This window comes from Pseudomonas sp. COW5, assembly GCF_026240005.1.
GTDB classification, from domain to species: Bacteria; Pseudomonadota; Gammaproteobacteria; order Pseudomonadales; family Pseudomonadaceae; genus Aquipseudomonas; species Aquipseudomonas kribbensis.
Genome location: NZ_JAPHVP010000001.1, coordinates 2,202,569 through 2,228,617, shown reverse-complemented (window position 1 = coordinate 2,228,617; position 26,049 = coordinate 2,202,569). Strand labels below are relative to the sequence as shown.

At 58.1% G+C, this 26,049-nt stretch carries 25 protein-coding genes, 2 tRNA genes and 2 rRNA genes; 13 read left to right on the top strand and 16 right to left on the bottom strand.

Translation table 11 applies throughout. The features are described from left to right. Positions 1-49 precede the first annotated feature (49 nt). Complete coding sequence (locus OQ248_RS10050) at positions 50-472, top strand: hypothetical protein (protein WP_085733829.1); 423 nt, start codon at positions 50-52, stop codon at positions 470-472. Positions 473-512: 40 nt separating this feature from the next. After that, positions 513-932, top strand: a complete 420-nt coding sequence (locus OQ248_RS10045; protein ID WP_085713013.1) for a hypothetical protein — start codon at positions 513-515, stop codon at positions 930-932. 6 nt (positions 933-938) lie between these two features. On the opposite strand, the gene OQ248_RS10040 is transcribed toward OQ248_RS10045, so the two are convergent. Together OQ248_RS10040 and OQ248_RS10035 are read right to left on the bottom strand one after the other, a co-directional pair. Continuing rightward, on the bottom strand, positions 939-1,178 hold the full coding sequence (locus tag OQ248_RS10040) for a DUF1161 domain-containing protein (protein WP_085713012.1): 240 nt from the start codon (positions 1,176-1,178) through the stop codon (positions 939-941). A gap of 102 nt (positions 1,179-1,280) precedes the next feature. Continuing rightward, a complete protein-coding gene (locus OQ248_RS10035; RefSeq protein ID WP_065260634.1) occupies positions 1,281-1,712 on the bottom strand; it encodes an OsmC family protein in 432 nt (143 codons plus the stop codon). A gap of 244 nt (positions 1,713-1,956) precedes the next feature. Between OQ248_RS10035 and OQ248_RS10030 the strand changes: the two genes are divergently transcribed. Next, a complete protein-coding gene (locus OQ248_RS10030; RefSeq protein ID WP_134828656.1) occupies positions 1,957-2,958 on the top strand; it encodes an LLM class flavin-dependent oxidoreductase in 1,002 nt (333 codons plus the stop codon). Between the two features lie 78 nt (positions 2,959-3,036). Here OQ248_RS10030 and OQ248_RS10025 read toward each other — a convergent pair whose 3' ends face one another. After that, complete coding sequence (locus OQ248_RS10025; protein ID WP_085713011.1) at positions 3,037-3,261, bottom strand: DUF1161 domain-containing protein; 225 nt, start codon at positions 3,259-3,261, stop codon at positions 3,037-3,039. A gap of 125 nt (positions 3,262-3,386) precedes the next feature. Then, positions 3,387-3,602, bottom strand: a complete 216-nt coding sequence (locus tag OQ248_RS10020; RefSeq protein WP_003220389.1) for a dodecin — start codon at positions 3,600-3,602, stop codon at positions 3,387-3,389. Between the two features lie 156 nt (positions 3,603-3,758). On the opposite strand from OQ248_RS10020, the gene OQ248_RS10015 reads away from it, so the two are divergent. Further along, on the top strand, positions 3,759-4,085 hold the full coding sequence (locus OQ248_RS10015; RefSeq protein ID WP_007953918.1) for a DUF883 family protein: 327 nt from the start codon (positions 3,759-3,761) through the stop codon (positions 4,083-4,085). Here the strand turns inward: OQ248_RS10015 and OQ248_RS10010 are convergent. Then, a complete protein-coding gene (locus OQ248_RS10010) occupies positions 4,058-4,975 on the bottom strand; it encodes a LysR family transcriptional regulator (RefSeq protein ID WP_265812750.1) in 918 nt (305 codons plus the stop codon). The two genes, OQ248_RS10015 and OQ248_RS10010, sit on opposite strands and share 28 nt — an antisense overlap. Before the next feature lie 112 nt (positions 4,976-5,087). Here OQ248_RS10010 and trpB point away from each other — a divergent pair, with 112 nt between their 5' ends. The 3 genes from trpB (at position 5,088) to OQ248_RS09995 (ending at position 7,695) form a co-directional block, all read left to right on the top strand. Further along, entirely contained in the window at positions 5,088-6,320 is a 1,233-nt protein-coding gene (gene trpB, locus OQ248_RS10005) for a tryptophan synthase subunit beta (RefSeq protein ID WP_265812749.1), read from the top strand. Then, positions 6,320-7,132: a tryptophan synthase subunit alpha gene (gene trpA, locus OQ248_RS10000; protein ID WP_265812748.1), complete on the top strand. Its 813-nt coding sequence runs from the start codon at positions 6,320-6,322 to the stop codon at positions 7,130-7,132. The genes trpB and trpA overlap by 1 nt, the downstream gene beginning before the upstream one ends. Before the next feature lie 119 nt (positions 7,133-7,251). After that, entirely contained in the window at positions 7,252-7,695 is a 444-nt protein-coding gene (locus OQ248_RS09995; protein WP_114880913.1) for an anti-virulence regulator CigR family protein, read from the top strand. A 69-nt stretch (positions 7,696-7,764) separates the two neighbouring features. Here OQ248_RS09995 and OQ248_RS09990 read toward each other — a convergent pair whose 3' ends face one another. The 11 genes from OQ248_RS09990 to OQ248_RS09940 all read right to left on the bottom strand — a co-directional run bounded on the left by OQ248_RS09990 (position 7,765) and on the right by OQ248_RS09940 (position 17,878). Next, a complete protein-coding gene (locus OQ248_RS09990) occupies positions 7,765-9,726 on the bottom strand; it encodes a DUF4105 domain-containing protein (protein WP_265812747.1) in 1,962 nt (653 codons plus the stop codon). Further along, positions 9,723-10,043, bottom strand: a complete 321-nt coding sequence (locus OQ248_RS09985; RefSeq protein ID WP_065260625.1) for a DUF2388 domain-containing protein — start codon at positions 10,041-10,043, stop codon at positions 9,723-9,725. Before OQ248_RS09985 ends, OQ248_RS09990 begins: the two co-directional genes overlap by 4 nt. A 28-nt stretch (positions 10,044-10,071) precedes the next feature. Then, positions 10,072-10,380: a DUF2388 domain-containing protein gene (locus OQ248_RS09980; protein WP_265812746.1), complete on the bottom strand. Its 309-nt coding sequence runs from the start codon at positions 10,378-10,380 to the stop codon at positions 10,072-10,074. A gap of 107 nt (positions 10,381-10,487) precedes the next feature. Then, positions 10,488-10,805, bottom strand: coding sequence for a DUF2388 domain-containing protein (locus tag OQ248_RS09975; RefSeq protein WP_085713004.1), 318 nt, complete (start codon positions 10,803-10,805; stop codon positions 10,488-10,490). Between the two features lie 135 nt (positions 10,806-10,940). Continuing rightward, on the bottom strand, positions 10,941-11,150 hold the full coding sequence (locus OQ248_RS09970; RefSeq protein WP_265815082.1) for a DUF1127 domain-containing protein: 210 nt from the start codon (positions 11,148-11,150) through the stop codon (positions 10,941-10,943). Positions 11,151-11,407: 257 nt separating this feature from the next. After that, the gene (locus OQ248_RS09965) at positions 11,408-11,623 is read right to left on the bottom strand and encodes a DUF1127 domain-containing protein (protein ID WP_003220409.1); all 216 of its coding nucleotides are present in this window, start codon (positions 11,621-11,623) and stop codon (positions 11,408-11,410) included. Positions 11,624-11,944: 321 nt separating this feature from the next. Continuing rightward, complete coding sequence (locus OQ248_RS09960) at positions 11,945-13,438, bottom strand: acetyl-CoA hydrolase/transferase family protein (protein WP_085713003.1); 1,494 nt, start codon at positions 13,436-13,438, stop codon at positions 11,945-11,947. Positions 13,439-13,653: 215 nt separating this feature from the next. Beyond that, a complete protein-coding gene (locus OQ248_RS09955) occupies positions 13,654-15,087 on the bottom strand; it encodes an NAD(P)(+) transhydrogenase (Re/Si-specific) subunit beta (RefSeq protein ID WP_265812745.1) in 1,434 nt (477 codons plus the stop codon). Next, positions 15,087-15,407: an NAD(P) transhydrogenase subunit alpha gene (locus OQ248_RS09950; protein ID WP_003220416.1), complete on the bottom strand. Its 321-nt coding sequence runs from the start codon at positions 15,405-15,407 to the stop codon at positions 15,087-15,089. Before OQ248_RS09950 ends, OQ248_RS09955 begins: the two co-directional genes overlap by 1 nt. Positions 15,408-15,422: 15 nt before the next feature. After that, positions 15,423-16,544 carry a Re/Si-specific NAD(P)(+) transhydrogenase subunit alpha gene (locus tag OQ248_RS09945; protein ID WP_265812744.1) on the bottom strand — a complete coding sequence of 374 codons (1,122 nt, stop codon included), beginning with the start codon at positions 16,542-16,544 and terminating at the stop codon, positions 15,423-15,425. Between the two features lie 434 nt (positions 16,545-16,978). Next, the gene (locus OQ248_RS09940; protein WP_265812743.1) at positions 16,979-17,878 is read right to left on the bottom strand and encodes a LysR family transcriptional regulator; all 900 of its coding nucleotides are present in this window, start codon (positions 17,876-17,878) and stop codon (positions 16,979-16,981) included. Positions 17,879-18,036: 158 nt separating this feature from the next. On the opposite strand from OQ248_RS09940, the gene OQ248_RS09935 reads away from it, so the two are divergent. From OQ248_RS09935 to OQ248_RS09910, 6 genes are all read left to right on the top strand, one after another. Beyond that, the gene (locus tag OQ248_RS09935) at positions 18,037-19,218 is read left to right on the top strand and encodes an acyl-CoA dehydrogenase (protein ID WP_265812742.1); all 1,182 of its coding nucleotides are present in this window, start codon (positions 18,037-18,039) and stop codon (positions 19,216-19,218) included. Positions 19,219-19,231: 13 nt separating this feature from the next. Continuing rightward, a complete protein-coding gene (locus OQ248_RS09930) occupies positions 19,232-20,452 on the top strand; it encodes a CaiB/BaiF CoA-transferase family protein (protein ID WP_119429956.1) in 1,221 nt (406 codons plus the stop codon). A gap of 644 nt (positions 20,453-21,096) precedes the next feature. Then, positions 21,097-22,633: ribosomal RNA gene (locus tag OQ248_RS09925) — 16S ribosomal RNA — on the top strand. Positions 22,634-22,714: 81 nt separating this feature from the next. Further along, a tRNA-Ile gene (locus OQ248_RS09920) sits at positions 22,715-22,791 on the top strand. 30 nt (positions 22,792-22,821) lie between these two features. Beyond that, positions 22,822-22,897 (top strand) — tRNA-Ala (locus OQ248_RS09915). Between the two features lie 245 nt (positions 22,898-23,142). Beyond that, positions 23,143-26,033, top strand: a 23S ribosomal RNA gene (locus OQ248_RS09910). The 16S and 23S rRNA genes sit together here with 2 tRNA genes alongside, the layout of an rRNA operon. Positions 26,034-26,049: the final 16 nt, after the last annotated feature.

The window sequence follows — 26,049 nt, the reverse complement described above, 5'->3', positions numbered from 1 at the left end:
TCCCTGGAAAGTCTGATCGCAAGACTATCCCGCCCATTGGAGCTTCGCCATGCGCATCTTGATACTGACGGGAGGCCTGCTGACGCTGGCCGGTTGTGCCGGATTCGGAATGCCTTCGCCTGACCCCACGCAAGCCTGGATCGATCTGGACGCCCGGCAACAGGACACGGCGCTGCAAGCGCTGGAAGTCGACAGAAAGGCCGCTGTCGACAAGCGTTACTTCGAGGTACAACCCGGCAGCCATGAACTGAAGGTGCGCTACCAGTTTCCGGTGGAAGCGACCAACATCGGCCCGGACGCCGAGCCCCTGTGGCGCGATTGCCAGTTGAGCCTGAAATTCACGGACTTCAACGCCGGCCAGCGCTATCAGCTCCAGGCTGGCTACATCGGTTTTCGGCCGTGGGCCAAGCTCTATGACCAGCAGAAAAATGTAGTCGGCCAGGGCAAACCGGCAGGCTGTCAGCGCACCTGATCGGCGTTATGCTGGATGTCCGAATCCACGGACATTCATCATGCGCAAGTCAATGCTGTTGCTGGTTGCCGGTGTGCTCGCCGGTTGTCAGACGCCGATGCCCCCGGTCGACCCCAACATGGCCTGGGTCGAGTTCTCGACGCCGACCCCGGGCGGAAAACTGCTGATGGCCGAACGTCTCGACAAGCAGCGCCTGACTGACGGACGTTTTTTCCAGGTAACGCCCGGCAGCCATGAGTTGCTGGTGCGTTTCGATTTCGAGGCACCTGGTGGAGGAGCTGGCATGTTGAACGACCCTGTGGAGCGCCTGTGCTACCTGACCATCCGCTTCGACCATTTCGAAGCGGGTCAGCGCTACGTGCTGGAGGGTCGCTCCCTGATGTTTACGCCCAGTGCCCGGCTGTATAACGCCAAGCGGGAAATCGTCGCCGAGGATCGCGACACCTACTGCGCCATCTAGCGTGAATCAGCTGTCGTTCTTCTGGTAGATGATGGCCTTGGTGCCGTTCTCGCAAGTGCCGACGATCATGGCGACGTCGTGCTTTTCGGCTTCCTCTTTGGAGACTATCTCCAGCGTGTAGGAGGGCACGGCATTCGCCTGAATCTTGATTTCGATCTCTTTCCTGAGTTCTTCGCAATCTTTGGGTGCCGCAAAGGCCGAAGTTGCCAGCACGCCACAGATAACCGCCAAAGCAAAACGTTTCATGGTTGAAGCTCCTGGGAGCAGTGCGCACGACGATGCGCGAAAGCTGCTGTCATTTATTCGACCACATTTTTGCCTGGCGGGTTCTGATTCTGCTCAAGTCGATCAGCTGACCAGCGACGCATCCAGACTGATCTTCGCATTCAATACCTTCGACACCGGGCATCCTTCCTTGGCCTTGTTGCTCAGTTCTTCGAACTGCGCCTGGGTGGCGCCAGGAATCTTCGCCTTGAGAATCAGCTTCACTGCAGTGATCGCGAAACCGCCGTCAACCTGATCGAGGGTGACTTCGGCCTGGGTGTCGATACTTTCGGCCTTCAGCCCGGCATCGCCGAGGATCATCGAGAACGCCATGGAGAAACAGCCGGCATGGGCCGCGCCGATCAGTTCTTCCGGGTTGGTGCCCTTGCCGCCCTCGAAGCGGGCCTTGAAGCCGTACGGCGCTTCCCGCAGGACGCCGGTTTCGGTGGAGATCGAGCCGATGCCGGTTTTCAGGTCACCTTCCCAGTGTGCGGATGCCTTCTTCACGATAGCCATGTGTGCCTCCTTCAATTCGGGCGCGAAACGCCGCGCCGTCGTGGTTTTTGCCTGCAAGGCTTCTGAGGATAGACGCCGGAACAAAGTTCAGCCCGGCTGAATCGTTGACTTTTTTAGTAGGAAATTTCAGATCGGCTATTGAAACTCGGGTATATGCCCTTATTGCAGAGAACACGCTTATGAATTGGGCAGGTTTGCGTTCGTCAGGAACAAACCCGGCGCCCTCAATCGGAGATGCAGGTTCATGAAGCAACTGTCCGACGTAAAGTTTTCCACCCTCGATCTGGTGCCGGTGCGCGAGAACGGCAGCCCGGCCCAGTCGCTGCGTAATTCGCTGGATCTGGCGCAGCATGTCGAGAAGTTCGGCTACACCCGGTTCTGGGTTGCCGAGCACCACAACATGGATGGCATCGCCAGTTCCGCGACTTCGGTGTTGCTGGGTTATCTGGCCGGCGGCACCTCGACCATTCGTGTCGGTTCTGGTGGCGTGATGCTGCCCAACCACGCGCCGCTGGTGATTGCCGAGCAGTTCGGCACCCTTGAAAGCCTGTATCCGGGGCGGATCGACCTCGGCCTGGGCCGTGCGCCAGGTTCCGATCAGATGACCGCCCGCGCCCTGCGCCGCGAGCGCTCCGGCAGCGCCGACGATTTCCCGGAAGACGTGGCCGAGCTGGTGCGCTTCCTCGGCCCGCGAACGCCGGATCAGCGGGTGATCGCGATGCCAGGCACTGGCACCAATGTGCCGATCTGGCTGCTCGGCTCCAGTCTGTTCAGTGCGCAATTGGCCGGCGAGCGCGGCTTGCCCTACGCCTTTGCCTCGCATTTCGCACCGCGCTTCATGCACGAGGCGATCCGCGTCTACCGCAATCACTTCAAGCCATCGGCGGTGCTCGACAAGCCGTACGTGATGCTCGGCGTACCGCTTGTGGCGGCCGACACCGACGAACAGGCCGACTACCTGGCGACCTCGGTGTACCAGCGAATTCTCGCGCTGATGCGTGGGCAAAGTCTGGTGCAGCGTCCGCCGGTGAAAACCATGGACGGCCTGTGGCTGCCACACGAACGTGAGGCGGTGGGCGATTTCCTCGGTCTGGCGATGGTCGGCAGCCCGCAGAAAATTCGCGCGAAACTGGAAGTGCTGGTCGAACAGACCCAGGCTGATGAGCTGATTTTTACCTGCGATCTGTACGAACACGCCGATCGCCTGCATTCCTATGAATTGCTGGCACAGGTGATGAAGGGCTGAGGTCTTATAGTTCTGCACAAAGATAGCCGGGTACAAAAAAGCCGACGCATTGCGTCGGCTTTTGCATTTCAGGCGCGATCAACCGCGTTTGTAGACGATTTCCTTGGTGCCGCCCTCGCACTTGCCGACGACCTTGCCGCCCGCTGCTGCACCTTTATCGACGATTTCCAGCGAATAACCGGAGACGTGTTTCGCGTCCAGTTTTGCCGCGATCTCGGCTTTCACTTCTTCGCAAGGCTTGCCGGCAGCAAACGCACCACCCGCAAGGCTCAACAAACCTACTGCCAATATGAACTTCTTCATCGGTCGCACTCCCTGGTCGGATTAAAAGAGGCGGGCATCGAGTTCACTCGATGCGTCCACCCTGTAGCGCTTTGCCATTCCTATGGCATTCGGCCAGCGCGCAAGTTCAGAAGCGTAGCCCAAACTCAGCTGCTGGCAATCCGGAACCCGACTTTCAGGGTCACTTGAAAGTGGGCAGCCTTGCCGTCCTTGATGTGGCCGCGAGTATCGACCACTTCAAACCATTCCAGATGCTTGATGCTCTTGTTGGCCTCGGCCAGCGCGTTGTTGATGGCGTCCTCGATGCTGCTGGTGGACGAACCGACCAGCTCGACTTTCTTGTAGGTGTGATGGTCACTCATGGCGATCTCCTTGACGTGTGGAATTGAGCCTAGCAGCGATTTGCGCTGTTGATTTCGGTCGCCGGGAGAAACCGGAGTTCAGATTTTCTGCACTTTCCAGAACCGGTGAAGTCCCAAACAACACACGCCACTCATCACCAATGCAGGAGAGCCACCATGGCCAACACCTCGTTACGCAAAGCCTCGTTGCAAAGCATGGAAGCGGAGATCGAGAGTCTGCTCAAGTCGTTGGAAAGCCTGAAAGACGACGCTTCGGACGAGTCGCGCAAGACCCTCAAGGCGCTCAAGGGCAACGCCGAAAGCGCGCTGAAACATTCGCGCAGCCTGCTCAGCGATGCCTACGAAGAAGTCAAAGTCAAAACCCGCGAGACCGGGATCGCCACCCGCGATTACGCACAGGAACATCCGTGGACGACCGCCGGTGTGGCGGTCGGTGCGCTGGGTCTGCTGGCCGCTTACTTGCTGTTCAAGCGCGGCGAGTGATCCGCCTGGCGCAGCTCGTTCCTGAGCCACTGCGCCAATTGCCGGGCGCGCCCGTCGGCGGCGCGTTTGGGTAGCCACAACGCCAGTTGCGCCGGGGTTTCGCAAAAACCCCATGGCGCGACCAGGCGCCCGGCCTTCAAGTCTTCGGTCACCAGCGGTTCCGGCGCGATTGCCACGCCCAACCCGGCGACGGCCGCTTCCAGCAAGTAATACAAATGTTCGAAACCTTGCCCCAGCTTCAACGCCTTGGCGTCAAGGCCGTTTTGCTGTGCCCAGCTCGGCCAAGCTTGCGGGCGAGAGGTCGTGTGCAACAAGGGCTCGCCGAGCAAGGCAGCGGGCGGTGCGGATTGCAGTTGTTGATAGCCGCCGAACAATGGGCTCATGACCGGCCCGATGCGTTCGCTGGCCAACTCATAGACTTGCATGTCCGCCGGCCATGGCGGCTCGGCGAACAGCAGCAGCGCATCCAGTCCCGGTCGGCGCGGATCGAGATCACCTTCACCGGCGGACAAGTGCAGACGCAAGTCCGGCAGATCGGCATTCAGCCTTCCCAGTCGTGGAATGAACCAGCGCGCCAGCAGGCTGCCGGAGCAGCCGAGCACGAAGGGAGCGTCGGCGGTTCTTTGGGTCAGCTCGGCGCAGACGCTGCGCAAGCGGTCGAACGCCTCGCCGCTGGCATCGCGCAGACGGATACCGGCATCTGTGAGTTTCAAGCCGCGACCGTCCTTGACGAACAGGCTGACGCCAAGGTGCTCTTCAAGCACCTTGAGCTGACGGCTGACCGCGCCGTGGGTGACGTGCAACTGCTCGGCGGCCTGGCTGACGCTGTTCAGGCGGGCGGTGGCTTCGAAGGCGCGCAGGGCGTTCAGCGGCGGAAGGTCATGGCTCATGATATCTGTGAGTTTTCCTGACAGGTTGTGGCGATCTTATCGGTTTTCAGCCTGGAAGGTGAGGGGTAGAGTGAACGCCATTGTCTTCTCGTGAAATCCGCTGGAGCGAACCATGACCCAGACTTCGAACACCTCCGATCTGCGTAACGGCCCTGACGCCAACGGCCTGTTTGGCTCGTTCGGCGGCCGTTACGTTGCCGAAACCCTGATGCCGTTGATCCTCGATCTGGCCCGCGAATACGAAGCGGCCAAGGAAGATCCGGCGTTCAAAGAAGAACTGGCCTACTTCCAGCGCGACTACGTCGGACGTCCAAGCCCACTGTACTTCGCCGAGCGCCTGACCGAGTTCTGCGGTGGCGCCAAGATCTACCTCAAGCGCGAAGAGCTGAACCACACCGGCGCGCACAAGATCAACAACTGCATCGGCCAGATCCTGCTGGCGCGGCGCATGGGCAAGAAACGCATCATCGCCGAGACCGGCGCCGGCATGCACGGCGTGGCCACCGCCACCGTAGCCGCGCGTTTCGGCCTGGATTGCGTGATCTACATGGGCACCACTGACATCGAGCGTCAGCAGGCCAACGTGTTCCGCATGAAACTGCTGGGCGCCGAAGTGATCCCGGTGGTCGCCGGCACCGGCACCCTGAAGGACGCGATGAACGAAGCGCTGCGTGACTGGGTGACCAACGTCGACAGCACTTTCTATCTGATCGGCACCGTGGCCGGTCCGCACCCTTACCCTGCAATGGTTCGCGACTTCCAGGCCGTGATCGGCAAGGAAACCCGCGATCAGTTGCAAGCCCAGGAAGGTCGTCTGCCGGACAGCCTAGTGGCATGCATCGGTGGCGGTTCCAATGCCATGGGCCTGTTTCACCCGTTCCTTGACGACAAGGGCGTGGAAATCATCGGCGTCGAAGCCGCCGGTTATGGCATCGAAACCGGCAAGCACGCGGCCAGCCTCAACGGCGGCGTACCGGGCGTGTTGCACGGCAACCGTACCTTCCTGCTGCAGGACGACGATGGCCAGATCATCGACGCCCACTCGATTTCCGCCGGCCTCGACTACCCGGGCATCGGTCCTGAACACGCCTGGTTACATGACATCGGCCGTGTCCAGTACACCTCGGTGACCGACGACGAAGCCCTCGCTGCATTCCACCAGTGCTGCCGCCTCGAAGGCATCATCCCGGCACTGGAAAGCGCCCATGCCTTGGCCGAAGTATTCAAACGTGCACCGAAGTTGCCGAAGGATCACCTGATGGTGGTCAACCTGTCCGGCCGCGGTGACAAAGACATGCAGACCGTCATGCACCACATGGAACAATCGCAGCAGGAGAAACACTGATGAGCCGCCTGCAAACCCGCTTTGCCGAACTCAAGGAACAGAACCGCGCCGCCCTGGTGACCTTCGTCACTGCCGGCGATCCGGATTACGACACCTCGCTGGCGATCCTCAAAGGTCTGCCGAAAGCCGGTGCCGACGTGATTGAACTGGGCATGCCGTTCACCGACCCGATGGCCGACGGCCCGGCGATTCAGCTGGCGAACATCCGTGCCTTGGGCGCCAAGCAGAATCTGATCAAAACCCTGCAAATGGTTCGCGAGTTCCGCAAGGACAACAGCGACACGCCGCTGGTGCTGATGGGTTACTTCAACCCGATCCACAAGTTCGGCGTCGAGCGTTTCATCGCCGAAGCCAAAGAGGCCGGCGTTGATGGTCTGATCGTGGTCGACATGCCACCGGAGCACAACTCGGAGCTGTGCGACCCGGCCCAGGCTGCCGGCATCGACTTCATCCGCCTGACCACGCCAACCACCGATGACGCACGTTTGCCGAAAGTACTGAACGGCAGCTCCGGCTTCGTTTACTACGTGTCGGTCGCCGGTGTGACCGGTGCCGGTGCGGCGACTCTGGAACACGTCGAGGAAGCCGTGGCGCGCCTGCGTCGTCATACCGACCTGCCGATCAGCATCGGTTTCGGTATCCGCACGCCGGAGCAAGCTGCGTCCATCGCGCGTCTGGCCGATGGCGTGGTGGTGGGCTCGGCACTGATCGATCACATCGCCAATGCGGCCACGCCGGCTCAGGCCATCGATGGCGTGCTGAGCCTGTGCTCGGCGCTGTCCGAAGGCGTGCGTAAGGCTCGCGTCAGCTGAAGGTAAAGTTCCTGATACAGAGGAATTAGCACCTCGCGGCACAGACTAATCAAGCAAGACCAAGGGATTCAGAACCCGTTCTGAATCCCTTTTTGCTGTCAGTGCAGTGAGGAAAACCCATGAAAATGCCGAAACGTCTGATTGCCAGTCTGGGCGTGCTGATGATCAGCGCGACGCCGCTGCTGGCCAGCGCCGACCCACGCGACGATCACGACCACGGCGGCCCGCAGCAGGGCCATTACGACGATCGCGGTGGCGATCACCATGATTGGCAAAGCAGCCATCGTGGCGGCCCGCCACCACGTGACTTCGGGCCTGTGCGCCAGGTGATCCGTGACAACCATGGCTATTTCGTTCGCGGTGCACCGCCACCTCCGGGTATTCGCCTGGAACGCGGCCGGCCATTGCCTCACGGTTATTACGGCGAGCGCCTGGATGCTCGGGCCTTGGGGCGTTTGCCGGTGTATCCGGGCTATGAGTGGCGTCGGGCCGGTGGCGATATCGTGTTGATCGCAGTCGGTACCGGGATCGTCTACGAAATTCTGGATGGCGTTCTGTACTGATTTGCAGGCAATAAAAAAGACCGCAGCCTTGCTTAGGCTGCGGTCTTTTGTTTTTCAGGGCCGTTATTTTCAGGGCAATTCCAGGCCGCCCGAGGCTTTGTGCAGTTTGCGCAAATGTTCGCCGATCTGCTTCACGTTGGCCTCGTTGGCGGCAATTTCCGCTGCGCGCTTCGGTTCCAGCAGCGCGCGTACTTCCTTGTCCAGATCACCGCTCAGCACCAACAGCTGTTTCTGGCGCTGGCTGCTTTCGGCTTCCAGTCGGCTGAATTCGCTGGGTTGCGGCAGGCCGTAACCGCGAGAGTCGAGCAGTTCTGCAGGGCGACTGAGGAAACCGCTGTTGGCGAGGATTTGCTGCAACGTCGCGTTGGCTTTATCCATGCCGCCGTTTTCCAGCTCCCGGGCACCGAGGTAGCGTTGCTTGACCTCATCCTGGGCCAGCAGCAACTGGCGACGGAAACTCGCCTGTTCCAACAGCAGCAATGCAGCGCTGGTGCGCAGGTCGGCGCGTTCGAACCATGGCCGCCGTTCTTCGGCAGACAGCGACAGCCATTCCTCGACGCTGGTCTGCTTGATCGGCAATTGCTTCTTCAGCACCTCGAACATTGCCTGATAGCGATCGCGGAACGAGTCGAAACGGTAACCCAGACGCAACGCCTCTTTGGGATTATCGAGGACGCTGGTATCCGCCAGGCCCCGGCCCTTGAGCACTTCCAGCAGGCCGTTGGGCATGATGCTGTCGAGGCCGACAAGCTGCGAATTGTTGCTGCCGCTGCGCAGCAGCTTCAGGCTTTCCACCGCGCAGTTGTTGGACAGGAAGAAGTAATTGCCGTCGTAGCTCCAGTGCATTTCGGCGGCGTGTTCGACCACGTCTTCGATCTCGCTGCGCGACAGGTTCAGCGGCACCGAGGCGAGGCTGCGCAGTTCGGTCTTGGTGTACTCGTCGATCACCTGGGCCAACGGCAGGACGAACAGACGCGACGGGTATTTGCCGACCAGTCCGTCCCAGCTCGACAACTGCACATCGCCGACGAATGCGCGGTAGGACAGCACCAGATGCTGGTCCAGATCCAGTCGGCAGTCCGGCCCGCGCGGCCGGTCCGGGGCGCAGATCACCAGGCGCAACATGCTGTGTCCCCAGCGGCTGACCCAGTTCTGGTTCGCTTCGGCCAGCAGGTAGTCGATGGCGTAGACTCGTTCCGGATCGACCTGGCCCAGGGGCTGTTTGGCAAAGTCGTTGCCGGCATTCAGGAAAGCGAAGGATTTGGCGCAGGTGTCTTTTTCCGGCGGTGCCCAGCCGAAGTGTTCCTTGTAATAGCGGTACAGCGCCGGGCGGCGGCAGGCGTAGCTCGGGTCGAGGAGGAAGTACTCCATGTTGACCGCGACGAACTCCTTCGGACTGGAGATCTCGTACAGGTCCGGGCTGCGGGCGATCTGCCGGTTGTGCTGTTCACGTTCGCCACGGCGGCCGACATATTGCTGCCAACCGGCGAGGTCGAGCAGGCGCGGGTCATCGCTGAGGGTGAAGCGCCGGTCGTTCTGGCCCCGGCACTCATCCGGCAGGCCAACCAGCCCGGCGCTGTTGTTGCGGCGGGTGCAGCGCTGGATCAGCGTGCGTTCGGCGGCTGGCCACAGGCGTGCGCGGTCGTAAATGTGGGTGATTTCGTGCAGCACCGTAGCGAGCAATTCTTGCCGCACAGTGCCGTGGGGGCGACTTGTCTTCTGTTTGGCTGCGCTGCCGTCGGTGAGACTGGCGAGCAGTTTGCGGTTCAGGTCCAGCTCGGAAACAAGAGCCGCCTCACCGTAGGCATTGTCGGGCATCTCGTCGGTCCAGCCGACATCGATGCGTCGATCCAGGCGTTCGATGAAGCTGGGCGGCAGTTTCTGCATTGCTTCATCAAGCAGCGCCTGACTGGCCTGTTGTTGGGCGGGGCTCAGACCCTCGGTCTTGAGCCGCAGTTGCAGGCTGGCGTGGGCGTTGCTGCCGATCAGCAGCAGCGCCCCGGCCAGCAGCCAGGCGCTGAGAGACTTCACAATGCGAGGATGGCTTCGGCGAGTACCTGATCACTGGCGTCGCGGGCTTCCGGCACGCGGGTGCGCAAGGTATTGAGGGCGGCTTCCAGGTGCGCGCCACGGATATCACCGTTGCTGGCAACGAAGCTGGCGGCGTCGTCGTGGGCTTCGCGGATGATTTTCGAATCGCGGATCGACGTGGTGGTGTCGGAAGTGAAATCGATGGTGCGCTGGGAGGCACGAACGATGATGTTACTGGTGGCTACCAGGGTGTGCGCCTGGGCCATATCGGCCAACAACAGCAGGCCAAGGGCGGCAGCAATCAGCGGGCTACGCATGGAACGACTCCGGAGGGGGCAAGAATAACTATTGGACGAGAATTGCCTGTGCCAGTTCAAGGTCGCTTACATGAAGTTTTGGCCGGGATTTACGCAGGTAATGCAGTGCGGATTCCAGCTGGGCGCCTCGCAATTGGCCGTCACTGGCAACGAATGCCGCAGCATCGTCGTGGGCGGCGAACACTAGTTTACGGTCGAAAGGCGCGGAAGACACCATGCTGGTGGCGTAACCGCTGACGACGGTGTTTTGCGTCGAGACATCAAAGGCATCGACCGAGGTCGCCCAGCAGGCAGTGAGCAGAACAGAAGGGATAAGCAGATTTTGATAAAAACGCATGGGTCTCAGGAGCGGTTAGCGAGTCCCAAGGCTAGCGCAATGCCCGGTCCAGAGCCAGCGGCGAAACATCGGGACACGGCTGGCGTGTCCCTTCCAGCAACGTCGGATCAGATCGCCAGGATGGCTTGTGCCAGTTGTGCGTCGGTCGCATTCAGTTGCGGTGCCTGATGGCGGATGAGATCCAGGGCACTTTCAAGTTTCACGCCGCGAATCTGGCCTTCGCTGGCAACGAAGCTGGCAGCATCGTCACGGGCAGCGATAACGACTTTGTTGTCACGCAGCGAAGAGCTGACGTCGGAAGTCGCGTCCGAAGAGGACTTCAGTGCGCCAACAACGGCGTCGGTGGTCACAATGAAGCTGGTGGCGCTGGCATTGGCAGCCACGGCCAGCAGGGCGGCAGCGCTGAGCAGGCGAAGACGGGACATGGTGTAACTCCTCTGGAAATTTCGTATTGAGAGGTGGCTTGGTGTCTGGGGAGTCAGACGCCAGTCGCACGGCATTCGCCACGTTCTGCCCGGATATTAGGCTTGTGCGGGAGGTTTCGCACAGAGGGCAAAATGCTAGCGCCAGAAGGGTTTTTCCAGTTCGTTCAGTCGATCCGCGTGGCTGAGACCCAGATCGGCGAGATCCCGCCCATCGAGTTGAGCCAGCAGGCGCCTTGTCCTGGCGCGCTCCAGGCCTTGCCAGAAGCCTTTGAATAGCCGCCGTAGGAGACCGCAGCGGGGAGTGCGATCAGCCGTAACTGCTGAAACATCCTGTAAGTGATTCATGACGTCTTCCTTTTGCCAGTGGAGGCGGAAGGTCATGTTGATCTCATTACAATGAGCGCGGCAGATACACGGGTGCAAAATTGTACTGGTTCAGTTTTGCGTTAAGTGAAACTGTACCTGTCTGCGATACAAGCACCTGTATCGTCTGTTTTCCGCCCCCAAAACGACAAGACCCGTCGCGGTTTCCCGCGACGGGTCTTGTTTGTTCAATTCGGGTTGCTGGCGGTGGGTCTGGTGACCAGAGCCAGCGACGCTACTTAGCGCCAGAACGGCTTGCTGAGCTCTTCGTAGCGTTGTGCTTCGCTGATACCGGCGTCAGCCAGCAGACGCGAATCCAGACGAGCCAGTTGGTGGCGGCTGGAGATGCGGCGCTGCCACAACATCAGGTTGGCGATAACGCGCAGAGGCAAGGAAGCCTGGGTTTTTGCAGCTTTGTCTTCGAAGAACAGTTCGGAACTGAGTGTACGTTCCATGGTTGACATCCTTCCGCTTGTGGCGGGATCAGGTAGTGGTTTAACTGGTGCCCATGATCCTCTCGTTTGGCCAGACTCTCTAGATACAGTTCACTTGTATTGTGAGTGACCAGTTAACTGTTTATAGGGGGTGTACGGGTCAAAATCGCGCAAACTGTACCTGTCTGCGCTTATTTGGTGCATTCTTGCTCGATCCTATGATTCCAGTAGGTAAAATCTGTAGGAAAAGACCGGTACAGCAGTACAGTTTTTGAAGGGATTGGAGATTTTCAAATTTCCGCTGACGAAACTGTGTTTGCGCCAGCGGAATATCTGTGCGGTTCAAGCCTTCAGCATGTGCCCGGTTTCTTCCAGATTGATATGCCAGCTCAGGGCGTCGCGCAGAATGTGCGGGGTGTGGCCGCCAATGGCACAGGCTTTGTCGAAGTAATCATTCAGCGCCTGGCGGTAATCCGGGTGCACACAGTTGTCGATGATGACCCGGGCGCGCTCCCGTGGCGCCAAGCCACGCAGGTCGGCCAGGCCTACCTCGGTCACCAGGATGTCGACGTCATGCTCGGTGTGGTCGACGTGGCTGACCATCGGCACCACGCTGGAAATCGCACCGCCCTTGGCAATCGACTTGGTCACGAACACCGCCAGATGCGCGTTGCGTGCGAAGTCGCCCGAACCACCGATGCCGTTCATCATCCGCGTGCCGCAGACGTGGGTGGAGTTGACGTTGCCATAGATGTCGAATTCGAGCGCCGTGTTGATGCCGATGATGCCCAGGCGACGAACCACTTCCGGATGGTTCGAGATCTCCTGCGGGCGCAGCACCAGTTTGTCCTTGTACTTTTCCAGGTTACCGAACACGTCGCTGTTGCGCCGTTCCGACAGGGTGATCGAACTGCCTGAGGCGAAGCTCAGCTTGCCCGCATCGATCAGGTCGAAGGTCGAGTCCTGCAGCACTTCGGAGTACATGGTCAGGTCTTCGAACGGCGAATCGATCAGCCCGCACATCACCGCGTTGGCAATGTTGCCGATCCCGGCCTGTAGCGGGCCGAGCTTGTTGGTCATGCGCCCGGCGTCGACTTCCTGCTTGAGGAAGGTGATCAGGTGATCGGCGATGGCTTTGGTGTCGACATCCGGCGACGAGACGGTGGACGGCGAATCCGACTGCTGGGTGATGACGATGGCGACGATCTTCTCCGGCGGAATCGGGATCGCGGTGCTGCCGATGCGGTCGTCAACTTTTACCAGCGGAATTGGTGTGCGGGTCGGGCGGTAGGTCGGGATATAGATGTCGTGCAGACCTTCGAGGTTGGCGTTGTGCGCCAGGTTGATCTCGACGATCACGTGTTTGGCGAAGATCGCGAAGCTCGCCGAGTTGCCCACCGAGGTGGTCGGCACAATGTGACCTTGTTCGGTGATGGCCACAGCTTCGATCACAGCGATGTCCGGCAGCTTCAGTTGCTGGTTGCGCAGTTGCTCGACGGTTTCCGACAGGTGCTGGTCGATGAACATCACTTCGCCGGCGTTGATCGCCTTGCGCAGGGTGCTGTCGACCTGGAACGGCATGCGTCGCGACAGGACGCCGGCCTCGGTCAGTTGCTTGTCGAGGTCGTTGCCCAAACTGGCACCGGTCATCAGGCTGATCTTCAGCGGCGTGACCTTGGCTCGCTCGGCCAGTGCATGGGGAACGGCCTTGGCTTCGCCGGCGCGGGTGAAGCCGCTCATGCCGACGGTCATGCCGTCCTCAATCAGCGCAGCGGCGTCGGCGGCGCTCATCACTTTATCCAACAACGAAGGCAGGCGAATACGGTCACGGTACATGGATTATTTTCTCGGGCAGCGAGTAGCAGGATGCGCAGTCTAGTGAATTTCGCGGGCGCCTGTCCCGCTACCAAGGTCGCAAACGAGGCGTCTATTTAGCGGGTTTCAAGTAAAACACCGTTACCGGATCTGCAACAACGCGGCAAATTGTCCGACGGTTTTTGCAAACAAAAACGCCCCGACAAGTCGGGGCGTTTGGTACAGCAGCGTGCGATTTACTCGACCGCTTTGACCATGTCTTCGATGACTTTCTTCGCGTCGCCAAACACCATCATAGTCTTGTCCAGGTAGAACAGTTCGTTGTCCAGACCGGCATAGCCGCTGGCCATCGAGCGCTTGTTGACGATGATGGTCTTGGCCTTGAACGCTTCGAGGATCGGCATGCCGGCAATCGGCGACTTCGGATCGTTCTTGGCGGCCGGGTTGACCACGTCGTTGGCGCCGAGCACCAGCACCACGTCGGCCTGGCCGAACTCGGAGTTGATGTCTTCCATCTCGAACACCTGGTCGTACGGCACTTCGGCTTCGGCCAGCAATACGTTCATGTGGCCAGGCATCCGACCGGCCACCGGGTGGATCGCGTACTTCACGGTCACGCCGTGGTGGGTCAGCTTCTCGGTCAGCTCTTTCAATGCGTGCTGCGCACGGGCCACTGCCAGACCGTAGCCCGGCACGATGATCACGGTGTCGGCGTTGGTCAGCAGGAAGGTTGCGTCGTCAGCCGAACCGGATTTCACCGGACGGGCTTCCTTCTCACCGGCAGGACCGGCGTCCGCGGTATTGCCGAAACCGCCGAGCAGTACATTAAAGAAGGAACGGTTCATCGCCTTGCACATGATGTACGAGAGGATCGCACCGCTCGAACCCACCAGGGAACCTGCAATGATCAGCATCGAGTTGTTCAGGGAGAAGCCGATACCCGCCGCCGCCCAGCCGGAATAGCTGTTGAGCATCGATACCACCACCGGCATGTCGGCGCCGCCGATCGGGATGATGATCAGCACGCCCATGACGAACGCCAGGGCCAGCATCAGTGCGAATGCAGCAAGGTTGCCGGTGAGCATGAAGGTCACACCCAGCACCAGAGTTGCCAGGCCCAGCACGGCGTTCAGCTTGTGCTGACCGCTGAACTGTACCGGTGCGCCCTGGAACAGGCGGAACTTGTACTTGCCCGAGAGCTTGCCGAACGCGATTACCGAACCGGAGAAGGTGATGGCACCGATGGCTGCACCGAGGAACAGCTCCAGACGGTTACCCGCCGGGATCGAGTCGCCCAATTGCTTGACGATGCCCAGCGACTGCGGCTCAACCACTGCTGCGATAGCGATGAACACCGCTGCCAGGCCGATCATGCTGTGCATGAACGCAACCAGTTCCGGCATCTTGGTCATTTCAACGCGCTTGGCCATGATCGAGCCGGCGGTGCCGCCGATCAGCAGGCCGATGATCACGTAGCCAATACCGGCGGTAGCCAGCTCAGCCCCGAGCTTATAGATGAGGCCGATGGTGGTCAGGATCGCCAACGCCATGCCGAGCATGCCGAACAGGTTGCCGCGGCGCGACGTGGTCGGGTGCGACAGACCTTTGAGGGCCTGGATGAAGCAGATCGACGCGATCAGGTAGAGCGTCGTGACGAGGTTCATGCTCATTACTTAGGCGCCTCTTCTTTTGCTTTCGGGGCTTTCTTCTTGAACATCTCAAGCATGCGGCGGGTGACCAGGAAGCCACCGAACACGTTGACCGCGGCCAGCGCTACGGCGAGGGTGCCCATGGTCTTGCCCAGGGGGGTGACGGTCAGGGCAGCAGCGAGCATCGCGCCGACGATCACGATCGCCGAAATGGCGTTGGTCACCGCCATCAGTGGCGTGTGCAATGCGGGTGTAACGTTCCAGACCACGTGGTAACCGACATAAATCGCCAGCACGAAGATGATCAGGTTGTAGATACCGGGGGAGATAAGCTCTTCCATCGTCTGAATCCCTGCTTAGGCGTTTTTGCGGATGACTTGGCCGTCGCGGCACATCAGGCACGCGGCGACGATGTCGTCTTCGAGGTTCACTTCGAACTGGCCTTCTTTGGTGAAGACCAGCTTCAGGAAGTCCAGCAGGTTGCGTGCGTAAAGCGCCGAGGCGTCTGCGGCGACTTCACCGGCGAGGTTGGTCGGGCCGACGATGGTTACGCCGTTCTCGACCACGACCTGATCGGCCACGGTCAGCGGGCAGTTACCACCCTGAGCAGCTGCGAGATCGATGACTACCGAGCCGGGTTTCATCTGCGCCACAGTGTCCGCGCTCAACAGCACCGGTGCCTTGCGGCCCGGGATCAGTGCGGTGGTGATGACGATGTCAGCCTGCTTGGCGCGCTCGTGCACGGCCTGGGCCTGACGCTGCATCCAGCTCGCCGGCATCGGGCGTGCGTAACCACCGACGCCGACCGCGCATTCGCGTTCTTCATCGGTCTCGTAAGGCACGTCGACGAACTTGGCGCCGAGAGACTCGATCTGTTCCTTCACGGCCGGACGTACGTCGGACGCTTCGATGACGGCACCCAGACGTTTCGCCGTGGCAATCGCCTGCAACCCGGCCACGCCTGCCCCCAGAATCAGCACGCGCGCCGCTTTCACGGTGCCCGCAGCGGTCATCAGCATCGGCATGAAGCGCGGATAGTAGTGAGCGGCCAGCAACACGGCCTTGTAGCCGGCAATGTTCGCCTGGGACGACAGCACGTCGAGGCTCTGGGCCCGGGAGGTACGTGGCGCCGCTTCCAGGGCGAACGCGGTAATCCCGCACTCGGCCATCTTCGCGATGGTGTCGTTGTTGAACGGGTTGAGCATGCCCACCAGCACCGTGCCGCGCTTGATCAGCGTCAGTTCGGTATCGCTTGGCGCGACCACTTTGAGAATCAGCTCGGCGCCAAACGCGTCATTGGCACTGCCAATGGTTGCGCCTGCCGCTTCATAGGCACTGTCGACAACGCTGGCTTTAACGCCCGCGCCGGTTTGCACAGTGACCTTATGACCTTGGCTGATCAGCTTTTTAATGGTTTCCGGGGTTGCAGCAACCCGTGTTTCACCGGTCTGGGTTTCGAGAGGAACACCAATGTGCACGTCAAATCTCCTGCGTGATCTTATTGAGTAAACCCATGCACTACGGATGGTGCGACTGGGGCGGCCGATCAGCACGATCCCGCCGAATCAGGGCGGGGCGCGGCATTTTGCAGGCGAAGTTTATGCCCTTCAAGGGATTATGACGGGTGACGGAAAATTAACTACAAGTCATCCCGTGACCGAATGTCGCAGATGGCCAGTTGAATCCCTTGCAGGCCGTGCCTTTCAAGGAGTCTGGATGAATTTGAAGATTTTTCTCATCGGTGACGTGAATAGGCCGCAATGAGTCGCGAATGAGGGCTCAAAGCCACGTCGGCAGGCGCTTGTGGGACGTCTGTACGACTTTCGGATACAGTCTGTCGATTTGCGACAAATAGTTATATCTGTAGGGCTTTGAATATCCTGACTACGGGGTTAGCAATTGCTGTAGGCCTTTATCCTTCTAGGTTGTAGCTGTGTGCCTGATTTACCAGCCAGTCGCGAAAAGCCTTGAGTGACGCAGATTCGACTTTTCGCTCGGGAATCATCAGGTAATACGCCTTGATGCTGGAGAGTGCATTGGGGTTGGCAACCACCAGGCGTTTCTCGGCCAATTCGCGCTGGATCAGGAACGGTGGGATCAGCGCGATCCCCATGTCGTGCATGGCTGCCTGGGCCAGCATGGAGAATAGCTCGTAGCGCGGACCTGTCATGTCGCGGGGGATGTTCAGGTGCTGCGAGTTGAACCACTGTCGCCAGGCGTAGGGGCGGGTGGTTTGCTGGAGGAGAGGGAGATCGGCAATTTCATCGGGTGTCAGGTGAGTTTTGTTGCCGAGCAGGGCGGGGCTGCACACCGGCATCGGGTTCTCACCCATCAGTCTGTGGGATTCGGTACCCGACCAATCGGCATCGCCGAAGTAGATGGCGGCATCGAATTCAGTGTCGGCAAACAGGAAGGGGCGGGTGCGGTTGGTCAGGTTGACCGTGACCTCCGGATGTTTGAGCTGGAAGTCCTTGAGTCTTGGCAGCAGCCATTGCGTGCCGAAGGTGGGCACCACCGCGAGTTCGATCACGTTGGTGCCTTGCTGGCCCATCACTGACAGGGTGTCGCGCTCTACGGCATCGAGTTGGGTGGCAACCCGTCGACTGTAGGAAAGGCCCGCTTCCGTCAGCTTCACTCCGCGTCGCGAGCGTCGGAAGAGTTCAACGCTGAGGAAATCCTCAAGGCTGGCGATCTGTCGGCAAATGGCTCCCTGAGTGAGGGAAAGTTCTTCGGCGGCCTTGGTAAAGCTCTCGTGGCGGGCGGCGGCTTCGAAGCTGATCAGAGCGGTGGTGCTGGGTATCTTGCGGCGCATGTACGTCAACCTCACTAATACGCCGCATATAAGGCACTTGGCGACGTTTCGGAGTGAGAAATTAGCACAACAGGATGCGAAATCCTCGTTTGCCGGGATGGCGAAGCGGGCCTAGGATCAATGCCACGTTAATTCACCCGATTTGCGAGGACTCACTCATGGGCGGTAAAGCTAGCTTCAACTGGATCGATCCACTGCTGCTGGATCAACAGCTGACTGAAGAAGAACGCATGATCCGCGACACTGCCGAGCAATTCGCTCAGCAGAGCCTCGCGCCACGCGTTCTTGAAGCCTTCCGCCATGAGAAGACCGATCCGGCGATCTTCCGTGAGATGGGCGAAGTCGGCCTTTTGGGCGCGACCATCCCCGAGCAGTACGGTGGCAGCGGCCTCAACTACGTCAGCTATGGCCTGATTGCCCGTGAAGTCGAGCGCGTGGATTCCGGCTACCGTTCGATGATGAGCGTGCAGTCTTCGCTGGTGATGGTGCCGATCAATGAATTCGGTACCGAAGCACAGAAGCAGAAGTACCTGCCGAAACTGGCTTCCGGCGAATGGATCGGCTGCTTCGGTCTGACCGAGCCGAACCATGGTTCCGACCCGGGCGCGATGATTACTCGTGCACGCAAAGTCGAAGGCGGCTACAGCCTGACCGGCGCCAAGATGTGGATCACCAATAGCCCGATCGCCGATGTGTTCGTGGTCTGGGCCAAGGACGACGCCGGCGACATCCGCGGCTTCGTATTGGAGAAGGGCTGGAAAGGCCTGAGCGCTCCGGCGATTCACGGCAAGGTCGGCCTGCGGGCATCTATCACCGGTGAAATCGTCATGGACAACGTGTTCGTGCCGGAAGAGAACATCTTCCCGAATGTGCGTGGCCTGAAAGGTCCGTTCACCTGCCTCAACTCTGCACGTTATGGCATCTCCTGGGGTGCGCTGGGCGCGGCTGAGTTCTGCTGGCACACCGCTCGCCAGTACACCCTGGATCGTCAACAGTTCGGTCGTCCGTTGGCTGCTACTCAGTTGATCCAGAAAAAACTGGCCGACATGCAGACCGAAATCACTCTGGCACTGCAAGGCTGCCTGCGTCTGGGTCGCATGAAGGATGAAGGCACTGCTGCGGTTGAAATCACTTCGATCATGAAGCGTAACTCTTGCGGCAAGTCTCTCGAGATCGCTCGCATGGCGCGCGACATGCTGGGCGGCAACGGCATTTCCGATGAATTCGGTGTGGCCCGTCATCTGGTCAACCTGGAAGTGGTGAATACCTATGAAGGTACTCACGACGTCCACGCGCTGATCCTCGGTCGTGCGCAGACCGGCCTGCAGGCGTTCTATTAACAGGAGAGCGACCATGGGCGCGCTGTCGCATCTGCGGGTACTGGATTTATCGCGAGTGCTGGCTGGCCCATGGGCTGGTCAGATCCTGGCCGACCTTGGGGCGGAAGTGATCAAGGTCGAGCGCCCGGGTAATGGTGACGACACTCGTGCCTGGGGGCCGCCTTTCCTGAAAGACGCTTATGGCGAGAACACCAGCGAGGCGGCTTATTACCTGTCGGCCAACCGCAACAAGCAATCGGTGACGATTGATTTCACGCGTCCCGAGGGTCAGAAACTGGTGCGGGAGCTGGCAGCCAAGTCGGACATCCTGATCGAGAACTTCAAGGTCGGTGGGTTGGCGGCTTATGGACTGGACTATGAGTCGTTGAAGGCGATCAATCCGGATCTGATTTATTGCTCCATCACTGGTTTCGGTCAGACCGGGCCTTATGCCAAGCGCGCGGGTTATGACTTCATGATCCAGGGGCTCGGCGGGCTGATGAGTTTGACCGGACGGCCTGAGGGTGATGAGGGTGCCGGGCCCGTGAAAGTGGGTGTAGCGCTCACGGATATCCTCACGGGGCTGTATTCGACCGTGGCGATCCTGGCAGCGCTGGCTCATCGTGATCACGATGGTGGCGGTCAGCACATTGATATGGCGCTGCTGGATGTGCAGGTGGCGTGCCTGGCTAATCAGGCAATGAACTACCTGACGACGGGCAATGCGCCAAAGCGGCTGGGGAATGCGCATCCGAATATCGTGCCGTACCAGGATTTTCCTACGGCTGATGGTGACTTCATTCTCACGGTGGGTAATGACGGGCAATTTCGCAAATTTGCGGAAGTAGCCGGGCAGCCGCAGTGGGCGGATGATCCGCGTTTCGCGACCAATAAGCTGCGTGTGGCGAATCGGGCGGTGCTGATTCCGTTGATCCGTCAGGCGACAGTCTTCAAGACGACCGCCGAGTGGGTGGCTCAGCTGGAGCAGGCGGGGGTGCCGTGTGGGCCAATCAATGATCTGTCGCAGGTGTTCGAGGACCCACAGGTGAAGTCTCGCGGGTTGGCGATTGAACTGCCTCACGCGCTGGCGGGGATGGTGCCGCAGGTGGCCAGTCCGATTCGGTTGTCTCGGACTCCTGTGGAGTATCGTCGTGCGCCTCCTTTGTTGGGCGAGCATACCTTGGACGTTTTGCAGAGGGTGCTGGGTCTCGGGGCGGGTGCAGTGGCTGCGATGAAAGAGGATGGAGTGCTCTGAAGGTTCTCTCTATATAGAAGGGGTATTGAGTCCTTCTTCTATATAGAGGGTCTTGAGCGTTTTTTGGCCTGTCTGCAAGTTATTGAAAGAAAAGCTAAATTAAGGGTTGACGGCAGATTCTGAGTCTCTATAATTCGCCCCACTTCCGGCGCAGTCGAAACGGAAAACTCCTTGATATTCAATGAGTTATGTAGGTTTCGATAGCGAGTTGCTTCAGATCATCGAAGCCTGGAAGGAGTTGGAAATGCCGGTTCTTCTGGTGCTTTCAACGGTTCGGTCTTCTCGATCGAAAGTGGAGAAAAAGAGGTGTTGACAGCAGCGTGTAACGCTGTAGAATTCGCCTCCCGCTAACGAGAGATCGGAAGCGCAAGTGGTTGAAGTTGTTGAAGAAATCTTCGAAAACTTCTGAAAATAATCACTTGACAGCAAATGAGGCTGCTGTAGAATGCGCGCCTCGGTTGAGACGAAAGATCTTGACCAACCGCTCTTTAACAACTGAATCAAGCAATTCGTGTGGGTGCTTGTGGAGTCAGACTGATAGTCAACAAGATTATCAGCATCACAAGTTACTCCGCGAGAAATCAAAGATGTAACCAACGATTGCTGAGCCAAGTTTAGGGTTTCTTAAAAACCCAAAGATGTTTGAACTGAAGAGTTTGATCATGGCTCAGATTGAACGCTGGCGGCAGGCCTAACACATGCAAGTCGAGCGGATGAAGGGAGCTTGCTCCTGGATTCAGCGGCGGACGGGTGAGTAATGCCTAGGAATCTGCCTGGTAGTGGGGGACAACGTTTCGAAAGGAACGCTAATACCGCATACGTCCTACGGGAGAAAGCAGGGGACCTTCGGGCCTTGCGCTATCAGATGAGCCTAGGTCGGATTAGCTAGTTGGTGAGGTAATGGCTCACCAAGGCGACGATCCGTAACTGGTCTGAGAGGATGATCAGTCACACTGGAACTGAGACACGGTCCAGACTCCTACGGGAGGCAGCAGTGGGGAATATTGGACAATGGGCGAAAGCCTGATCCAGCCATGCCGCGTGTGTGAAGAAGGTCTTCGGATTGTAAAGCACTTTAAGTTGGGAGGAAGGGTTGTAGATTAATACTCTGCAATTTTGACGTTACCGACAGAATAAGCACCGGCTAACTCTGTGCCAGCAGCCGCGGTAATACAGAGGGTGCAAGCGTTAATCGGAATTACTGGGCGTAAAGCGCGCGTAGGTGGTTCGTTAAGTTGGATGTGAAATCCCCGGGCTCAACCTGGGAACTGCATCCAAAACTGGCGAGCTAGAGTATGGTAGAGGGTGGTGGAATTTCCTGTGTAGCGGTGAAATGCGTAGATATAGGAAGGAACACCAGTGGCGAAGGCGACCACCTGGACTGATACTGACACTGAGGTGCGAAAGCGTGGGGAGCAAACAGGATTAGATACCCTGGTAGTCCACGCCGTAAACGATGTCAACTAGCCGTTGGGAGCCTTGAGCTCTTAGTGGCGCAGCTAACGCATTAAGTTGACCGCCTGGGGAGTACGGCCGCAAGGTTAAAACTCAAATGAATTGACGGGGGCCCGCACAAGCGGTGGAGCATGTGGTTTAATTCGAAGCAACGCGAAGAACCTTACCAGGCCTTGACATCCAATGAACTTTCCAGAGATGGATTGGTGCCTTCGGGAACATTGAGACAGGTGCTGCATGGCTGTCGTCAGCTCGTGTCGTGAGATGTTGGGTTAAGTCCCGTAACGAGCGCAACCCTTGTCCTTAGTTACCAGCACGTTATGGTGGGCACTCTAAGGAGACTGCCGGTGACAAACCGGAGGAAGGTGGGGATGACGTCAAGTCATCATGGCCCTTACGGCCTGGGCTACACACGTGCTACAATGGTCGGTACAAAGGGTTGCCAAGCCGCGAGGTGGAGCTAATCCCATAAAACCGATCGTAGTCCGGATCGCAGTCTGCAACTCGACTGCGTGAAGTCGGAATCGCTAGTAATCGCGAATCAGAATGTCGCGGTGAATACGTTCCCGGGCCTTGTACACACCGCCCGTCACACCATGGGAGTGGGTTGCACCAGAAGTAGCTAGTCTAACCTTCGGGAGGACGGTTACCACGGTGTGATTCATGACTGGGGTGAAGTCGTAACAAGGTAGCCGTAGGGGAACCTGCGGCTGGATCACCTCCTTAATCGACGACATCAGCTGCTCCATAAGTTCCCACACGAATTGCTTGATTCATTGAAGAAGACGAAAGAAGCAGCCCGAAATTGGGTCTGTAGCTCAGTTGGTTAGAGCGCACCCCTGATAAGGGTGAGGTCGGCAGTTCGAATCTGCCCAGACCCACCAATTTTGTGTGGGAAACGCCTGTAGAAATACGGGGCCATAGCTCAGCTGGGAGAGCGCCTGCCTTGCACGCAGGAGGTCAGCGGTTCGATCCCGCTTGGCTCCACCACTACTGCTTCTGAAGTAAGAGCTTAGAAATGAGCATTCCATCGATTTGATGGTGAATGTTGATTTCTAGTCTTTGACTAGTTCGTTCTTTAAAAATTTGGGTATGTGATAGAAAGATAGACTGAACGTTACTTTCACTGGTAACGGATCAGGCTAAGGTAAAATTTGTGAGTTCTCTTAGTTGAGAAATTCGAATTTTCGGCGAATGTCGTCTTCACAGTATAACCAGATTGCTTGGGGTTATATGGTCAAGTGAAGAAGCGCATACGGTGGATGCCTTGGCAGTCAGAGGCGATGAAAGACGTGGTAGCCTGCGAAAAGCTTCGGGGAGTCGGCAAACAGACTTTGATCCGGAGATGTCTGAATGGGGGAACCCAGCCATCACAAGATGGTTATCTTGCACTGAATACATAGGTGCAAGAGGCGAACCAGGGGAACTGAAACATCTAAGTACCCTGAGGAAAAGAAATCAACCGAGATTCCCTTAGTAGTGGCGAGCGAACGGGGACTAGCCCTTAAGTGGCTTTGAGATTAGCGGAACGCTCTGGAAAGTGCGGCCATAGTGGGTGATAGCCCTGTACGCGAAAATCTCTTAGTCATGAAATCGAGTAGGACGGAGCACGAGAAACTTTGTCTGAATATGGGGGGACCATCCTCCAAGGCTAAATACTACTGACTGACCGATAGTGAACTAGTACCGTGAGGGAAAGGCGAAAAGAACCCCGGAGAGGGGAGTGAAATAGATCCTGAAACCGTATGCGTACAAGCAGTGGGAGCAGACTTTGTTCTGTGACTGCGTACCTTTTGTATAATGGGTCAGCGACTTATTTTCAGTGGCGAGCTTAACCGAATAGGGGAGGCGTAGCGAAAGCGAGTCTTAATAGGGCGTCTAGTCGCTGGGAATAGACCCGAAACCGGGCGATCTATCCATGGGCAGGTTGAAGGTTAGGTAACACTGACTGGAGGACCGAACCGACTACCGTTGAAAAGTTAGCGGATGACCTGTGGATCGGAGTGAAAGGCTAATCAAGCTCGGAGATAGCTGGTTCTCCTCGAAAGCTATTTAGGTAGCGCCTCATGTATCACTGTAGGGGGTAGAGCACTGTTTCGGCTAGGGGGTCATCCCGACTTACCAAACCGATGCAAACTCCGAATACCTACAAGTGCCGAGCATGGGAGACACACGGCGGGTGCTAACGTCCGTCGTGAAAAGGGAAACAACCCAGACCGTCAGCTAAGGTCCCAAAGTTATGGTTAAGTGGGAAACGATGTGGGAAGGCTTAGACAGCTAGGAGGTTGGCTTAGAAGCAGCCACCCTTTAAAGAAAGCGTAATAGCTCACTAGTCGAGTCGGCCTGCGCGGAAGATGTAACGGGGCTCAAACCATACACCGAAGCTACGGGTATCACGTAAGTGATGCGGTAGAGGAGCGTTCTGTAAGCCTGTGAAGGTGAGTTGAGAAGCTTGCTGGAGGTATCAGAAGTGCGAATGCTGACATGAGTAACGACAATGGGTGTGAAAAACACCCACGCCGAAAGACCAAGGTTTCCTGCGCAACGTTAATCGACGCAGGGTTAGTCGGTCCCTAAGGCGAGGCTGAAAAGCGTAGTCGATGGAAAACAGGTTAATATTCCTGTACTTCTGGTTATTGCGATGGAGGGACGGAGAAGGCTAGGCCAGCTTGGCGTTGGTTGTCCAAGTTTAAGGTGGTAGGCTGAGATCTTAGGTAAATCCGGGATCTTAAGGCCGAGAGCTGATGACGAGTTGCCTTTAGGCGACGAAGTGGTTGATGCCATGCTTCCAAGAAAAGCTTCTAAGCTTCAGATAACCAGGAACCGTACCCCAAACCGACACAGGTGGTTGGGTAGAGAATACCAAGGCGCTTGAGAGAACTCGGGTGAAGGAACTAGGCAAAATGGCACCGTAACTTCGGGAGAAGGTGCGCCGGTGAGGGTGAAGGACTTGCTCCGTAAGCCCATGCCGGTCGAAGATACCAGGCCGCTGCGACTGTTTATTAAAAACACAGCACTCTGCAAACACGAAAGTGGACGTATAGGGTGTGACGCCTGCCCGGTGCCGGAAGGTTAATTGATGGGGTTAGCTAACGCGAAGCTCTTGATCGAAGCCCCGGTAAACGGCGGCCGTAACTATAACGGTCCTAAGGTAGCGAAATTCCTTGTCGGGTAAGTTCCGACCTGCACGAATGGCGTAACGATGGCGGCGCTGTCTCCACCCGAGACTCAGTGAAATTGAAATCGCTGTGAAGATGCAGTGTATCCGCGGCTAGACGGAAAGACCCCGTGAACCTTTACTATAGCTTTGCACTGGACTTTGAATTTGCTTGTGTAGGATAGGTGGGAGGCTTTGAAGCGTGGACGCCAGTTCGCGTGGAGCCATCCTTGAAATACCACCCTGGCAACTTTGAGGTTCTAACTCAGGTCCGTTATCCGGATCGAGGACAGTGTATGGTGGGTAGTTTGACTGGGGCGGTCTCCTCCTAAAGAGTAACGGAGGAGTACGAAGGTGCGCTCAGACCGGTCGGAAATCGGTCGTAGAGTATAAAGGCAAAAGCGCGCTTGACTGCGAGACAGACACGTCGAGCAGGTACGAAAGTAGGTCTTAGTGATCCGGTGGTTCTGTATGGAAGGGCCATCGCTCAACGGATAAAAGGTACTCCGGGGATAACAGGCTGATACCGCCCAAGAGTTCATATCGACGGCGGTGTTTGGCACCTCGATGTCGGCTCATCACATCCTGGGGCTGAAGCCGGTCCCAAGGGTATGGCTGTTCGCCATTTAAAGTGGTACGCGAGCTGGGTTTAGAACGTCGTGAGACAGTTCGGTCCCTATCTGCCGTGGACGTTTGAGATTTGAGAGGGGCTGCTCCTAGTACGAGAGGACCGGAGTGGACGAACCTCTGGTGTTCCGGTTGTCACGCCAGTGGCATTGCCGGGTAGCTATGTTCGGAAAAGATAACCGCTGAAAGCATCTAAGCGGGAAACTTGCCTCAAGATGAGATCTCACTGGAACCTTGAGTTCCCTGAAGGGCCGTCGAAGACTACGACGTTGATAGGTTGGGTGTGTAAGCGCTGTGAGGCGTTGAGCTAACCAATACTAATTGCCCGTGAGGCTTGACCATATAACACCCAAGCAAT